This is a genomic window from Nocardioides cynanchi, from assembly GCF_008761635.1.
In the GTDB taxonomy this organism is placed as follows: domain Bacteria; phylum Actinomycetota; class Actinomycetes; order Propionibacteriales; family Nocardioidaceae; genus Nocardioides; species Nocardioides cynanchi.
On the sequence record NZ_CP044344.1, the window covers coordinates 1,323,321 to 1,337,946 of the forward strand.

General features: G+C 72.5%; 13 protein-coding genes. 8 read left to right on the forward strand and 5 right to left on the reverse strand.

Annotated elements, in window-relative coordinates; translation table 11 throughout:
* Positions 1-28: 28 nt before the first annotated feature.
* The 5 genes from E3N83_RS06600 to E3N83_RS06620 are packed head-to-tail and all read left to right on the forward strand — an operon-like array spanning position 29 to position 3,474.
* A complete protein-coding gene (locus E3N83_RS06600) occupies positions 29-343 on the forward strand; it encodes a WXG100 family type VII secretion target (RefSeq protein WP_191907986.1) in 315 nt (104 codons plus the stop codon).
* Positions 343-642: a WXG100 family type VII secretion target gene (locus tag E3N83_RS06605; RefSeq protein ID WP_151082542.1), complete on the forward strand. Its 300-nt coding sequence runs from the start codon at positions 343-345 to the stop codon at positions 640-642. The genes E3N83_RS06600 and E3N83_RS06605 overlap by 1 nt, the downstream gene beginning before the upstream one ends.
* A complete protein-coding gene (locus E3N83_RS06610; protein WP_151082543.1) occupies positions 639-2,168 on the forward strand; it encodes an ADP-ribosyltransferase in 1,530 nt (509 codons plus the stop codon). Before E3N83_RS06605 ends, E3N83_RS06610 begins: the two co-directional genes overlap by 4 nt.
* Positions 2,165-2,656 carry a hypothetical protein gene (locus E3N83_RS06615; protein ID WP_151082544.1) on the forward strand — a complete coding sequence of 164 codons (492 nt, stop codon included), beginning with the start codon at positions 2,165-2,167 and terminating at the stop codon, positions 2,654-2,656. The genes E3N83_RS06610 and E3N83_RS06615 overlap by 4 nt, the downstream gene beginning before the upstream one ends.
* Positions 2,653-3,474: a sulfurtransferase gene (locus tag E3N83_RS06620; protein ID WP_151082545.1), complete on the forward strand. Its 822-nt coding sequence runs from the start codon at positions 2,653-2,655 to the stop codon at positions 3,472-3,474. Before E3N83_RS06615 ends, E3N83_RS06620 begins: the two co-directional genes overlap by 4 nt.
* A gap of 106 nt (positions 3,475-3,580) precedes the next feature.
* Here E3N83_RS06620 and E3N83_RS06625 read toward each other — a convergent pair whose 3' ends face one another.
* The 5 genes from E3N83_RS06625 to E3N83_RS06645 are packed head-to-tail and all read right to left on the reverse strand — an operon-like array spanning position 3,581 to position 9,454.
* A complete protein-coding gene (locus E3N83_RS06625; RefSeq protein WP_151082546.1) occupies positions 3,581-4,333 on the reverse strand; it encodes a lysophospholipid acyltransferase family protein in 753 nt (250 codons plus the stop codon).
* A gap of 7 nt (positions 4,334-4,340) precedes the next feature.
* The gene (locus E3N83_RS06630; RefSeq protein WP_151082547.1) at positions 4,341-5,465 is read right to left on the reverse strand and encodes an alkaline phosphatase family protein; all 1,125 of its coding nucleotides are present in this window, start codon (positions 5,463-5,465) and stop codon (positions 4,341-4,343) included.
* On the reverse strand, positions 5,462-6,013 hold the full coding sequence (locus E3N83_RS06635) for a DUF5998 family protein (protein ID WP_151082548.1): 552 nt from the start codon (positions 6,011-6,013) through the stop codon (positions 5,462-5,464). Before E3N83_RS06635 ends, E3N83_RS06630 begins: the two co-directional genes overlap by 4 nt.
* A 51-nt stretch (positions 6,014-6,064) precedes the next feature.
* A complete protein-coding gene (locus tag E3N83_RS06640) occupies positions 6,065-8,812 on the reverse strand; it encodes a bifunctional acetate--CoA ligase family protein/GNAT family N-acetyltransferase (RefSeq protein ID WP_151082549.1) in 2,748 nt (915 codons plus the stop codon).
* A gap of 54 nt (positions 8,813-8,866) precedes the next feature.
* Positions 8,867-9,454, reverse strand: a complete 588-nt coding sequence (locus E3N83_RS06645; RefSeq protein ID WP_151082550.1) for a dihydrofolate reductase family protein — start codon at positions 9,452-9,454, stop codon at positions 8,867-8,869.
* A gap of 160 nt (positions 9,455-9,614) precedes the next feature.
* On the opposite strand from E3N83_RS06645, the gene E3N83_RS06650 reads away from it, so the two are divergent.
* The 3 genes from E3N83_RS06650 to E3N83_RS06660 are packed head-to-tail and all read left to right on the forward strand — an operon-like array spanning position 9,615 to position 14,619.
* The gene (locus E3N83_RS06650; protein ID WP_151082551.1) at positions 9,615-12,065 is read left to right on the forward strand and encodes a DNA gyrase/topoisomerase IV subunit A; all 2,451 of its coding nucleotides are present in this window, start codon (positions 9,615-9,617) and stop codon (positions 12,063-12,065) included.
* Positions 12,066-12,113: 48 nt separating this feature from the next.
* On the forward strand, positions 12,114-12,809 hold the full coding sequence (locus E3N83_RS06655; RefSeq protein WP_151082552.1) for an LppX_LprAFG lipoprotein: 696 nt from the start codon (positions 12,114-12,116) through the stop codon (positions 12,807-12,809).
* Between the two features lie 28 nt (positions 12,810-12,837).
* Positions 12,838-14,619, forward strand: coding sequence for an MFS transporter (locus E3N83_RS06660; protein WP_337692371.1), 1,782 nt, complete (start codon positions 12,838-12,840; stop codon positions 14,617-14,619).
* Positions 14,620-14,626 lie beyond the last annotated feature (7 nt).

The following is a 14,626-nucleotide window of genomic DNA, read 5'->3' on the forward strand; positions in this document are numbered from 1 at the left end:
CACCGCGACCCCGATCGGGAGGTGTTCGGTGACCATTCAGGTCGACCACGAGGCGTTCGACCGCGCCACCAGGCTGGTGGCCGACATCGGTGCCGCCCTGCGCAAGGAGCACCAGCTGGTGCAGGCCGACGTGGCCGACCTGCTCGGTGCGAGCTGGGCCGGGACCGCCTCCGACCAGTTCGGTCAGGGCTGGCAGGAGTGGTGCCGCGGCATGGACGACGTGCTGGCCGGCATCGGGATCACCAACGCGCTGCTGGGCGTCGTCCGCGCCGACCTGGACCGGACCGACGCGTCCCGACAGGCTGCGGCTGCCGCGCTCCAGGCCCGGCTCGGAGACGTCTGATGGCGCTGCGCTACCGGGTCGACCTCGACGAGCTCGCCCGCGTGATCGACAGCCTCGAGTCCTTCGGCACGACGCTCGATGCCAAGCTCGCGGAGCTCGACCGGGTCAACGCCGAGCTCCACGTCACCTGGGAGGGCGAGGCGGCCGTCGCCCAGGCCGACGCCCACCGCAAGCTCGCGCACGGCGCGGCCGAGGTCCACCGGGGCCTGCTGGCCATGCACGCCGCCGCGTCCCGCGCCCACGCCAGCTATCACGCGGCGGCGGTCGCCAACCAGCAGACCTGGAAGCAGGTCCGGTGAACTACCCCATCGACGTCGGCAGCACCGGCTACGTCGACGCGGTCTCGGAGCTGGCCGGAGCCAACCGCGGCGTCGTCGACCTGATGAACGCGCTGACCGACTCCATCTATGGCTGCGGCGGCATGGCCGGCACCGACACCGGCGGCGAGGAGTGGGCCGGTCAGTACGACTCGGCCGCGGCCCAGCTGGTCCAGGCCGGCTGCACGCTCGGTGACGCGCTGGCCAGCATGGCCAACCTGCTGAACGGCTCGCTGGTCAACCACGAGGGCGCCGAGCACGGTGCGCAGCTCTACCCGATGGCCACCACCGACGGCGACGACAACCCCGACCACGGCGTGATGTCCCTGTCGGCACCGGCTCCCCCGTCGGCGCGCGGTGGCACCGGTGACCAGCCGGGTTGGTGGCACTGGATCGCGGGCCACGTCGAGGGCCTGGTGTGGCCCGACGCCGACACCGGCCGGCTCCGGTCCGCGGGCCAGGCGTGGCTCGCCGCGGCCGACAAGCTGTCCGGCTACCAGTACTCCATCGACGCCGCCGAGAGCGCGATCCTCGGCGAGATCTCGCCCGAGATCGACGACGTCCTCGCGGCCTGCGACGGCATGCGCGGGCACATCACCGACCTGGCCTCGGCGTTCACGTCGGTCGGCAACGCCTGCAACGACTACGCGCAGGGCGTCGACGAGCACCACCACGAGGTCGAGGACGAGCTGAAGAGCTTCGTGGAGTGGACGATCGGGATCGAGACCGCCGGCGCGGTCGTCGGCTTCTTCACCCTGGGGCTCGGCGAGGGCGCGGCCCAGGCCGCAGAGGGCGCGGAGGTGGCCAACGCCGCCTCCAAGGTGGTGCGGATCCTCGAGGACCTGATCGAGTTCGCCCGCACGGTGGTCACCACGATCAAGACCGCACTGGGCAGCATCGCCCGGATCGTGATGCGGCTGGAGAAGTTCGTCAACGCCAAGCTCGTCCGGGCGATGACCCGGGTCGGGGCGGACCTCGCCCGGGACATCCCGGCCGATCTCAAGGCGATGGAGGGCGCCGGCGCGCTGACCGAGAAGGAGCTCGAGGCGCTGAAGTTCTACACCGGCCCGGGCTACGACTCGCTCAACGCCTACCTGCGGGGTCTGGCCACCAAGGTCGCCGACGGCACCGCCACCCGCTCCGAGCTCGAGGCCTACTCCCAGGCCGTGTCGGAGGGATTGACCAAGATGCCGACCTTCGCCGGGGAGACCCTGCGCGGCACCAACCTCCCCCAGGGCGTGATCGACTCGATCGAGTCGACCGGCAAGTTCTCCGACCCGGCCTTCCTCAGCAGCTCGACCGACATGGCGGTGGCCCAGCAGTTCCGCAACGGCGGCAACGCGATGCTGCACATCGAGGGCACCACCGGGCGCGACGTCACCGCCGCCTCGACCTACGGATCGTCGGAGTCCGAGGTGCTGTTCGACAAGGGCACGGACTTCGACGTGATCAAGAAGGTCTGGAACGACAAGGGATACTGGGACATCTATCTCAAGGAGACCCCGTGACCACCCCCCTCGACGAGCGCCTGACCGCGCTCCTGTCGGCGCTCGACAAGCTGCCCCCGCACCACGGCCTGAGCTACCGCGGCTACACCGGCCGGCAGGGGCAGACCTTCCAGCGCGCGATCCCCAGCGCCGTCCTGGTCTCGACCTCGCGCGACCCCCGGGTGGCCACCGACAACTTCTCGACCGACGGCGTGTACGCCGTGATCGGCCGGCGTGGCCGCGACCTCACCTCGGTCAGCGAACGCCCCCACGAGCAGGAGGTCGTCTTCCGTCCCGGCTCGGTCTACCTGCCGATCGAGCGGTTCGACGTCGACGGGCTCGAGGTGGCGGTCGTCGAGGAGCTCGACCCGGGGCACACCCCGGAGACCCACCCGACGGTCACCCTCGACCAGCTCAAGGACCAGATGACCGAGGCGATCCGCGACGCGCGTGAGCGCCCCCCGGTCGACGACGTCACGCCCGGCAAGTTCTCCGGCCCCCTGGCGTGATCCGGCCCGGACTCCTGGTCGACGTCGACTCGGTCCCCGGTGACGCCGTCCTGCTCGACACGCGGCTGACGACCTCCGGCGCGCCCGGTCGTGAGCGGTACGACGCGGGCCACCTGCCCGGCGCGACGTACGTCGACCTCGACGACGACCTGGCCGACCCACCCGGTGCCGACGGCCGGCACCCGCTGCCGACGCCCGAGCGCTTCGTCGCGGCCATGCAGCGGGCCGGGGTGTGCCAGGACTCGACGGTCGTGGTCTACGACGACGGTCCGGCCACCGCGGCCGCCCGGCTGTGGTGGCTGCTGCGCGACTACGGGCACGACGACGTGCTGGTGCTGGACGGTGGGCTCCGGGCCTGGAGCGACGCCGGTCGACCGGTCTCGACCACGCCGACGGCTTCCGGGCCGGGCGACTGGACCGGCCGGCCCGGGCAGCTGCCGACGGTCGGCGCCGACGGAGCCGCCGGGCTCGCGCGAGACGGGGGGCTGATCGACGTCCGGGCCGCCGTCCGGTTCCGGGGCGAGCAGGAGCCGCTCGACCCGGTGGCCGGTCACATCCCAGGTGCGGTGAACGCGCCGCTCACCGACCTGACCGACGAGCTGGGGCGCTTCCTCCCGTCGTCGGCCCTGGCCGCGCACTTCGAGGCCCTGAGCGTGTCCGGGTCGGCGCGGGTGGCCGCCTACTGCGGCTCCGGCGTCACCGCCTGCCAGACCCTGCTCGCGCTGCGGCTCGCGGGTCTGGAGGACGGGGCGCTCTACCCGGGCAGCTGGAGCGGCTGGATCACGGATCCGTCCCGGCCCGTCGCCCTCGGCGGCTGAGCAGGGCCCACGGCGCGTCCTCGACGAGGACACCCCCTACCTGGATGGGCCCACGTGGACTCGTCCTCGTAGCGCCCCGGTGGAGCGACGGACGAGCCGAGCCCGCTCAGCCGACCCGTTCCCACCAGCGGATCGCCGACCGCGGGGACGACTCGCGAGGTGCGGCCTCGGACCGGGTCGGGGCCGAGCCGCCGAGACGGGCAGGGTGCCAGGGCGGGCTCTCGCCCGGCGCGGGTCGATGACGGGGCAGGGACTGGAGTCGGTCCAGCATCGCCTGGAGCCGGGCGCCCAGGTCCACCGTCGCCGACACCACGTCGGTGCCCTGCGCCAGGGTCAGCGGCGACCCGACCGAGATCGACACCGGACGGCCCCGGTGCAGGTCGACCGGGCGACGGGCGCTGGCGACCCGCTGGGGGCCCCAGATCGCCACCGGCACCAGTGGCGCGCCGGTCTCGACGGCCAGTGCGACGGCGCCCGGCATCACCTCGCGGACGTCGTACGCCTGGCTGATCCCGGCCTCCGGGAAGATCCCGACAGCCTCGCCCGCGGCGAGGAGGCGCCGGGAGGTGAGGTACGCCCCGGCAGGGGCTGCGCGGTCGACGGGCACGTGCCGCATCGCCCGCAGGAACGGCCCGGCCGCCCAGTGGTCGAACGCGTCGGAGCGAGCCAGGAAGCGCACGTGTCGGGGCGCTGCGGCCAGTCCCACCAGGGTGAAGTCCAGGAAGCTGACGTGGTTGGCGGCCAGGATCACCGGCCCCGACCGCGGCACCAGGTCGGCGCCGTCCAGGTCGATCCGCAGGCCCAGGGCCCGGAACAGCACACGCGCCGCCCGGGTCGCGGCCGGGTAGACCAGCTCCACGGCCGGCTCAGTCGACCATCAGCGGGATGCGCATCTCGGCCGGTGTCAGCGACCCGTGCAGGCCGACCAGGGTGAGCTCGTAGGGGAAGTCGACCGAGGAGAAGATCCCCCAGTCGTCGCGGCAGGCGACGACGACGTCGCCGAGCCGCGGCAGCACCGACGCGCTGACCGGACCGAACCAGCCGCGCCGGATCGCCGTCTCGCGGGTGAGCACCAGCGCCCGCTCCCCCAGCAGCTCCGTCCAGCGAGCCGCCACGTCGGTCACCGCGCCCCGTGCGCAGTAGACGTGGCGGAAGCGGGCCTCCCCGCCGAGCAGGACGACGCCGTCGCGCAGGTCCGGCTCGAGGTCCACGTCGATCCGGTGGTCGTCCGGCGAGTCGACCATCCCGTGGTCGGCGACCACGACCAGCCGCGCCGAGGACGGCAGTGCCTCGCGGAGCTGCTCGGCCTCGGCGTCGATGCTGGCCAGCTGCTGGAGCCACGGCGCCGAGGCGACGCCGTACCGGTGACCGGTCCAGTCCAGGTCGCCGTCGTAGAGATAGGTCAGCGCGGGCGCCCCGGTCGAGGACGCAGCGGAAGCCGTGACCGCGGCCGCGATCCGCTCGCCGATCCGGTCGGCGCCGACGTACTCCCCGCCGCGCTGCGCGGCCAGGGTCAGCCCCGACCCGCGGAACTCCCGCTTGTTGACCGTGGTCACGCTGACCCCCGCCGCGGCCAGGGTCATGAACGCGGTCGGGTGCGGCTGCCACTGGACCGGGTCGACGTCCTTGTCCCAGAACAGCGCGTTCAGCAGCCGGTCCGAGCCCGGCACCCGGGAGGTGAACCCGACCACGCCGTGCGTGCCGGGGGGCAGCCCGGTGCCCAGCGAGGTCAGGCTGGTCGCCGTCGTCGACGGGACGCCGGCGGTGCCGGTGTTGTCGCCGGTCAGCAGCGACGAGAGGTACGGCGCGGCGTGGGCGTGGCGGGCCAGAAGGTCCGACCCGAGACCGTCGATCAGGAACACGACGTACGCCGGAGCGTCGGGCAGGCCGAGCACGTTCGGACCCCCCGCCCCCAGCGCGGCCCCCGCGGAGGGCAGGACGTCGGCCAGGGACCCCGACCCGTAGGCAGGCTCGACGAAGTCGTCGGTCACGACCGCGTGCGGGACGACAGCGACTCCGAGAACGCCAGCAGGGACGGTACGGCGTCGGGACCGTCGGCGGTCGCGGACACCCGGATCGAGAAGTCGTCGGAGGCCAGCACGCCGGAGTAGCCGTGGTCGGCATCGCACTCGGGGTCACCGCAGGTGGCCGGCTCCAGGTCGAGCCGGGCGACCCCGCCCCAGCCGATCGTGAGCACGGCCTCGGCCGGTGGCGTGGGACCGTCGGTCGGGTTGGCCACCATCCGGGTCACCACGACCGACTTCACCGACGACAGGGAGATCGCCTCGGTGGAGGTCGAGGTGTACGGCGCGGGCAGCATGTCGTCGCCCTCGTGCTCGTCGGTGTGGGCCAGGATCAGCCGGGTCGGCGTGAGCACCGCGACGGTGAGGTGGCGGCGGACCTCGTCCCGGTCGAACGTCGGCTCGTGGTGGACGAAGAACGACACGACGTCCTCGCCCGCCACCGCGCTCATCACCCCGTCGGCGACGACCTCGGGGTAGTAACCGGTGCGGTCGATCGCCTCCTTCAACGTCTGCATGGGGCGAGTCTGTCACGCCCCTACGACGCGGCCGTGCGCCCGTCGCCGGCCTCAGCCGGGCAGGGTGTCGCCGATCGACGGCATCCGCCGCACGAACCAGTCCGAGCGCGGGTCGGAGACCGGGTCCACCCGGGCCCGGGCGGTGAGCACGTTGCAGGTCTCGGCGCCGGCGAGCACCAGCGAGAGCTCGAGCGAGGAGACCTGCGGCAGGTCGTGCTGGAGCATCGCCACCCGTCGGATCAGGTCCTCGACGGGCTCGATGTCGACCACCTCGGAGCCGCGGTAGCCGAACAGCATCGGCGCAGCCTTGATCTCCCGGGTCATCGCGGCCGGGTCGCGCTCCCCCAGCGGCGGGATCCGGTAGGAGCGGTCCTCCAGCAGCTCGGTGAGCGGACCGGAGATCCCGAACGACACGACCGGGCCGAACAGCGGGTCCTCGATGCTGAAGATGCTCACCGGCACCCCGGGCGGGGCGTTCTTCTGCACCACGAAACCAGCCGTCGCGGCGTCGTCGATCAGCTGGCCCAGCGACTCCCAGGCGTCCTTCATCTCCGCGGGCCGGCCGATGTTGCGCCATACGTGGGCGAGGTCCGGGCGCTCCCGGAGCCGGTCGGTGGTGGCCTTGAGCACGACGTCCCAGCCCAGCTCGCGACCTGCCCGGGTCGCCTCGGCCAGCGTGGAGACGGGGCGCGAGTCCCACAGCTCGATGCCGTAGGCCACCAGCAGGGTGGTCAGGTCGGCCGGCTCGAGCTCGACGCCGTCGGGGTTCTCGATCAGGAGCCGTTGGGTCAGACCCCGCGCGGTGGCTCGGTCGACCTCCTCGGGCACCGCCGGTGGGCCGTTCGGCGTGCGCAACCACACGGCGTACTCCACGACCCGCGCGAGCGCTCGCACCGCTCCCTCGACGGCGGGGTACGACGGCACCGAGCCGCGGCCGGCCGTCGAGCCCGCCACGTCGGGCACCCGCAGCAGCTCGGGCACCCCCTCGGCACCGAGGAACGACGAGACCAGCGGCTTGTCGGACTGCTCGCCGACGGCGGCCAGCACGTCGGCGACCTCGACCCCGGACACGTCGATCGGCGGGATGTAGACCGCCACGACGGAGTCGACCTCCGGGTCGTCGATCGCGGCGTCGAGGGCGTCCTCGAAGTCGGGACCGGTCGCGTCGGCGCCGAGCGCGACCGAGCGGGTCACGGTGAGCCCGACCGCGGCCGCGGCGTCGTTGGCGAGCAGGCCTAGCGCGTCGGAGTTGCCGACCACCGCGACCCGGCGACCGCGCGGCAGCGGCTGGTGAGCCAGGAGCTGGGCGACGTCGAACATCTCGTCGAGGGTGTCGACCTGGATCACGCCGGCCTGGCGGAACATCGCGTCCACGGCCTGCGGCGGCGCGCCGATCTTGCGCACCGTGTGGCCCATCGGCACGCCCTGGGTCGTGCGCCCGGAGCGCACCGCGATGATCGGCTTGCGCAGCGAGACCCGGCGCGCGATCCGGCTGAACTTGCGCGGGTTGCCGATCGACTCGAGGTAGAGGAGGACGACCTCGGTGGAGTCGTCCTCCTCCCAGTACTGCAGCAGGTCGTTGCCGGAGACGTCGGCACGGTTGCCCGCGCTGACGAACGTCGAGAGGCCGAGGCCCCGGTTGTTCACCTTCTCCAGGATCGCCGAGCCCAGGGCGCCGGACTGGCAGAAGAAGCCCGCGCGGCCGCGGGCCGGCTTCAGCGACGACAGCGAGGCGTTGAGGTTGACCTCGGGGTCGGTGTTGATGATGCCCAGGCAGTTCGGGCCGATCAGGCGCAGCCCGTAGGACCGGGCCAGGCCGACCATCCGGCGTTGGCGCTGCCGCCCCTCCTCGCCGGTCTCGGCGAAGCCCGACGAGATCACGATCAGCCCGTGCACCCCCTTGGCGGCGCAGTCGAGCACGACGTCCTGCACGGCGTCGGCGGGGACGGCGACGATGGCGACGTCGACGTCACCGGGGATCTCGCCGACCGTGGCGTAGGCCGGCAGCCCGGAGACCGCCTTGGCCGAGGAGTTCACGACGTACACCCGCCCGGTGTAGTCCCCGAGCACGAGGTTGCGGACCAGGGCCTGGCCGACGGTGTCCTGTCGCCGGGACGCGCCGATCACCGCGACCGAGCGCGGGTTGAAGAAGGCCTGGATCGACGCGGCCTCGGCCCGGTGCTCGCGGCTCGACATCACCCCGATCGCGGTGTCGGTCGAGGCGATCGGGAACTCCAGGGTGATCACGCCGTCCTCGTAGTCGCTGAGCAGGCGGTAGCCCGCGTCGCGGAACGTCTGGATCATCCGGGAGTTGTCGGGGAGCACCTCGGCCACGAACCGGTCGACCCCGCGCTCGCGCCCCGCCTGCGCGAGGTGCTCGAGCAGGAGCTGGCCGATGCCGCGGCCCTGCTGGGCGTCCTCGACCAGGAAGGCGACCTCGGCCACCTCGGGGCCGCTCTCGGGCGGTGCCCCCTCGGGGAGGGGGTGCCCTTCGTAGCTGCCGAGGGCGATCATCTCCTCCGAGAGCAGCATCACGAACGCCACCCGGTGCAGGTGGTCGACCTGGGTGAAGCGGGTGACGTCGCGCTGGGAGAGGTGCGGCATCGGCGAGAAGAAGCGGTAGTACTTCGACTGGTCCGAGACCCGGCCGTAGAACTCGACGAGCAGCTCGTCGTCGTCGGGCCGGATCGGCCGGATGTGCGCCGTCCGGCCGTCCCGGAGCAGGACGTCGGCCTCCCAGTGGCGCGGGGCCACATGGGTGGGAGTCCCGGGCGGGACGACGTGCTCGGCGGCGGTCACGGCCGAAATCTACCGGGCCGGCGTTTCGGGGAGGTTGCCGACGAGTGGACCCGCTCAGCCGCGCAGGTGATATCTCAGGTGCAGCACCCGCTCGCCCTGCACCACGACGTGGGCGTCGTCGAGCACGAGCTCGTCGGTGTGGGAGCCGAGGAACTTCTTGCCGCGACCGAGGAAGACCGGAGCCAGGTCGATCGCCAGCTCGTCGGCCAGCCCGGCCGCCACCACCTGCCCGCCCACCTCTCCGGCGCAGACGACCACGGACCCGTCGCCCGCGTGCTCGGTGGCCCGGCGGATCGCGTCCTCCACCCCGTCGGTGCAGAACGTGTACGGCGCGTCGGGGTGGCGCTGCCGCCACTCGTCGGCGTCCCGATGGGTGACCACGAAGACGTGATCACCCACGATCGGCAGCCCGCCCCAGCCGTCGACGAAGTCGAACAGCGTGCGTCCGATCACCTGGCACCGGACCTGGCTGTGGTCGAGGTAGTCGGCCGACGGCTGCGAGACGTGGAAGACGTGGTCGGGGTTGAAGCGCAGCTCGACGTCCCCGGCCTCGTACCAGTCGAAGATCGGGCCCGGCAGGTCGTCGGGCCGGGCGATGAAGCCGTCGAGCGACGCGACGGCCTGGACGATCACGGTGGCCATGGGAGCCCCCTCCGTTTGTTCAACCATGTGATTGACAATTATCCAACCGCGGCCCGGACGCAGTTGTCAACCGGATGGTTGACCACAGTCGGACCGCCGGCCTCCCCCGGTACGGCGTGCCCCGGCGTCCGCCGTACCGGCGACCGGGGAGAATGCGCCCATGGCACCACCCAAGGCGAAGCAGGAGCTCCCCGACGACTTCGAGGAGCACATCCTCGACATCGACGTCGGCGAGGAGATGCGCTCCTCGTTCCTCGAGTACGCCTACTCCGTCATCTACTCGCGCGCCCTCCCCGATGCCCGCGACGGGCTCAAGCCGGTGCAGCGCCGGATCCTCTACACGATGAACGACATGGGCCTGCGGCCCGACCGCGGGCACGTCAAGAGCGCCAGGGTCGTCGGTGAGGTGATGGGCCGCCTCCACCCCCATGGCGACGGTGCGATCTACGACGCCCTGGTCCGGCTCAGCCAGCCGTGGTCGATGCGACTGCCGATGATCGACGGCCACGGCAACTTCGGCTCGCCCGACGACCCGCCGGCCGCGATGCGCTACACCGAGTGCCGGATGGCGCCGGCCGCGGTCGCGATGACCGCGTCGATCGACGAGGACACCGTCGACTTCAAACCCAACTACGACAGCCGTGAGCTCGAGCCGGGCGTGCTCCCGGCCGCGATCCCGCACCTGGTCGTGAACGGCTCGACCGGCATCGCGGTCGGCATGGCCACCAACATCGCGCCGCACAACCTGATCGAGGTCGTGCAGGCGCTGCGCCACCTGGTCAGCCGTCCGCAGGCCACCCTCGACGACCTGATGCGCTTCGTGCCCGGCCCGGACCTCCCCACCGGCGGCATGATCGTCGGGCTGGACGGCGTGCGTGACGCCTACGAGACCGGGCGCGGCACGTTCCGGATGCGAGCCACCGCCCGGGTCGAGACGATCGGCCGCCGCAAGGGGATCGTGGTCACCGAGCTTCCGTACGGCGTGGGCACCGAGAAGGTCTCGGAGCGGATCAAGTCGCTCGTGCAGGCCAAGAAGCTCCAGGGCATCGCCGACATCAAGGACCTCACCGACCGGGTGCACGGCCTGCGTCTGGTGATCGAGGTGAAGAACGGGTTCGTGCCCGAGGCCCTCCTGGAGCAGCTCTACAAGCAGACGCCGATGGAGGACACGTTCGGGATCAACGCGGTCGCGCTGGTCGACGGGCAGCCCCGCACCCTGGGGCTCAAGGACATGCTCGAGGTCTTCCTCGGGCACCGCTTCGACGTCGTACGCCGTCGGTCGACGCACCGGCGCGGCAAGGCCGCGGACCGTCTGCACCTGGTCGAGGGGCTGCTGGTCGCCATCCTCGACATCGACGAGGTGATCCAGCTGATCCGCTCCTCCGACAACGCCGCCGAGGCCAAGGAGCGCCTGATCGGCGTCTTCGACCTGACCTCGATCCAGGCCGACTACATCCTCGACATGCCGCTGCGCCGGCTGACCAAGTTCTCCAAGCTCGAGCTGGACAAGGAGAAGGGCGAGCTGGAGCGCACGATCGAGGCGCTCGACGCGATCCTCGCCGACGACCACCTGCTGCGGAAGGTGGTCTCCGACGAGCTCGCCGACGTGGCCAAGACCTACGGGACCCCGCGCCGGACGGTCCTGCTGGAGTCGGCCGGGGTCACCGTGACCGCCGCCACCGCGAACCTCGAGGTGGCCGACGACCCGTGCTACGCCTTCCTCTCGTCGTCGGGGCTGCTCGCCCGCTCGTCCTCCGACGAGCCACCCACCGACGAGGGTGGGCGCGCCAACCACGACGTGATCGTCTCCGCCGTGCGCACCAGCGCTCGGGGCGAGATCGGTGCGCTCACCTCCCGCGGGCGCGTCGTACGTCTCAGCGTGCTCGACCTGCCCGCCCTGCCCCCGTCGGCCAACCACCCGCATCTCCAGGGCGGGCTGCCCTTCGACCTGGTCCGGTCGCTGCAGCCAGGCGAGCGGGTGCTCGCCCTGTGCTCGCTGCGCAGCGACGGGCCGGGCCTCGCCGTGGGCACTCGGCAGGGCGTCGTGAAGCGGGTCAACCCGGAGGTACTGGGCAAGGACGAGTGGGAGGTGATCGGGCTCAAGGACGGCGACGAGGTGGTCGGCGCCCTCGAGCTGCGCACCGGCGACGAGGAGCTGTGCTTCATCACCTCCGACGCCCAGCTGCTGCACTTCGGAGCTGCGGGCGTGCGGCCCCAGGGTCGCAGCGGTGGCGGCATGGCCGGCGTCAAGCTCGCCCTGGCCCAGCACGTCGTGTGGTTCGGTGCCCTCGACCCGGCCGCCTCGGTGGTGGTCACGGCCAGTGGCTCGTCGACCGCACTGCCCGGCACCGAGCCGGGGGCGGTCAAGGTCACCCCCTTCGACGAGTATCCCGCCAAGGGCCGCGCCACCGGCGGCGTCCGCTGCCACCGCTTCCTCAAGGGCGAGGACTCCCTCGTCTTCGCCTGGGCCGGCGCAGCCCCGGCGCGCGCCGCGGCCGCGAGCGGCTCGCCGGTCGACCTGCCCGAGGCGACCGGACGACGCGACGGCTCGGGTGTGCCGGGGTCCCAGCCGATCGCGGCCTGCGCCGGGCCGGTGTCGACCCAGCTGTGAGCCCGTGGCGTGATCCGCCTGCCGGCCTCCTGTGAAAGGGTGACCCCCATGTCGCTGCGCCGCGCCCTCGCACTGCCGATCGTGACGACGTTCGTGCTGGTCCTGACCGGCTGTGGCGGTGGCTCCGGCGGCAGCAGCGTCGACCCCGCCACGGCGCTGAAGACGGCCGGCGACAAGCTCGCCGGCACGTCCGGGGTCACCCTGAACCTGACCACCAGCGACCTGCCCTCCGGCGTGGAGGGCATCAAGGCGGCGACCGGGACGGTCACCGACGCACCGGCCTTCGACGGCACCCTCACCGCCGTGATCTCGGCCGGGACGTTCTCGGTGCCGGTGAAGTCGGTCGACGGCAAGGTCTACGCGAAGATCCCGCTCACCCCGGCCTTCGCTCCGATCGACCCCGCCGACTACGGCGCTCCCGACCCCGCTCTGCTGACCAGCGCGGACCAGGGCATCCCCGCGATCGTGGCCGCCACCACCGGCGCTGAGGCCGGCGACCAGGTCCGCGGAGGCACCGACAACAAGGAGGTGCTGTCGACCTACACCGGCACCGTGCCGGCGACCGCCGTGAGCCACCTGATCCCCGGTGCGAGCGGTGACTTCAAGGCGACCTACGGCATCACCGACACCGGTGAGCTCCGCCAGGCGACGCTGACCGGCGTCTTCTACTCGGGCAAGCCGTCGATGACCTACACCATCGTCCTCACCGACTACGGCACCAGCACGGACATCGCTGCCCCATGACGCGCGTGACGCGCTGATGACCGGTCCCGTGACGCGCGGCCCTCGGCTGCTGCTGGCGCTCGCCGCGGTGGCCGTGGCGTTCGCGGCGGCCGACACCTACGTGGTGGTACTGGCCCTGCCCGACATGATGGCGTCGGTCGGGATCTCGATCGACGAGCTCCAGCGCGGGGCACCGATCGTCTCCGGCTTCCTGCTCGGGTACGTCGCGATGCTGCCGCTGATCGGGCGGATCGCCGACCTGCGCGGCCGGGTGCCGGTCCTGGTCGCGGCGCTGGTGCTGTTCGCGGCCGGTTCGCTGGTCACCACGCTTGCCTACGACCTGCCCACCCTCGTCACCGGGCGCTTCCTCCAGGGCGTCGGCGGTGGGGGGCTGGTGCCGGCGACGCTGGCCCTGGTCGCCGATCTCTACCCGGTCGAGCGTCGGGGTGTCCCGCTCGGCATCGTCTCGGCGGTCCAGGAGATCGGCAGCGTGGTCGGGCCGCTGTACGGCGCGATCGTCCTGGCCGTCTCGCAGTGGCAGGTGATCTTCGCGATCAACCTCGTCGTCGGACTGGTCCTGGCCGTGGCCATCCGTCGTACCACCGGAGGTCGACCGACCTCCCCGACCGACGAGCCGGACCGACCGGCCCCCCGGCGCACCGGCCTGCGCACCTTCGACTGGGCCGGCATCGTCTTCCTCCTGATCGCGCTCGGTGCCGGTGGACTGGTCTTCCTGCAACCGACGGCCCTGGTCAGCGACGTCACCTGGGGACAGGTCTTCATCCCCGTGGCCGGGTCCGGGCGGTGGCCCACCCCGGTCGGCCTGGTGGCGATCCTGGCCGCTCTGCTGTTCACCGTCCGGTGCTGGACCGCACGCCGACCGCTGGTCGACCTGCCCGGCTGGTGGCGCAGCGTGCGTGAGGCCGACCTGCCCGGTGCGCTCTTCCTGGCCGCGGCGCTGGCCGGGGTGATCCTGGCCTTCTCGACGGCCGATCCGCGGGTCGAGGTGTTCGCGCCGCAGGGTTGGTGGTACCTCCTCGGGGCCGCCGCAGCCACCGCGGTGCTGGTCTGGCACCTGCGCACCGACCAGAGCCCCCTCGTGCCGCGGGGCGCCCTGCGTCGTCGCCCGGCCTGGGGCGCCCTGCTCGTCAGCTTCTTCATCGGCGCGGCCCTGATCGCGGCCCTGATCGACATCCCGATCTTCGCCCGCACCACCGTCTACCCCGACTCGCAGCTGCTCGCCGCCCTGGTCCTCGTCCGGTTCCTGGTGGCCATCCCGGTGGGGGCGGTGGCGGGTGGCTACCTCACCCGGACCCTGCCGGCGGGCGTGGTCGCGGGCGCCGGGATGGCGCTGGCGGCGCTTGGCTTCCTGCTGATGACCGGCTGGGGGCTGACCACGCTGTCGGACTGGTCGGCCAACGTCTCGCTCCTGGTGGGCGGGCTGGGCTTCGGGCTGGCCCTGGCCCCGGTGAACGCCGCGGTGCTCGCCTCCACCGACCGGGAGGTGCACGGGCTGGCGAGTGCCGGTGTCGTGGTCGCCCGGATGGTCGGGATGCTGGTCGGCATCTCCGGCCTGACCACGATCGGGCTGCGCCGCTACTACGCCGAGACCCGCGACATGCCCCCGCCGATGCAGGTCTGCGGGGGCACGACCAGCCGGTGCGACGCCTTCGACAACCTGCTCCGGCACGCGGGCATCGCCCAGGAGCACACCGTCTTCGCCGGCGCCGCGGTCTGTGCGGTGGTCGCCGCCCTGCTCGCCCTGTTGCTGTTCCGCGGAGCGCCCACCCGGTCGGTGGGCGCCTCCGCCCTCGCCCGGCTGGCCGGCTGACCGTCGG

What these genes read in the sequence shown, in the direction of transcription:
- E3N83_RS06605 (WP_151082542.1), top strand. Translation starts at nt 343, where the DNA reads ATGGCGCTGCGCTACCGGGTCGACCTCGACGAGCTCGCCCGCGTGATC.
- E3N83_RS06635 (WP_151082548.1), bottom strand. Translation starts at nt 6,013, where the DNA reads ATGCAGACGTTGAAGGAGGCGATCGACCGCACCGGTTACTACCCCGAG.
- E3N83_RS06645 (WP_151082550.1), bottom strand. Translation starts at nt 9,454, where the DNA reads ATGGCCACCGTGATCGTCCAGGCCGTCGCGTCGCTCGACGGCTTCATC.
- E3N83_RS06650 (WP_151082551.1), top strand. Translation starts at nt 9,615, where the DNA reads ATGGCACCACCCAAGGCGAAGCAGGAGCTCCCCGACGACTTCGAGGAG.
- E3N83_RS06655 (WP_151082552.1), top strand. Translation starts at nt 12,114, where the DNA reads ATGTCGCTGCGCCGCGCCCTCGCACTGCCGATCGTGACGACGTTCGTG.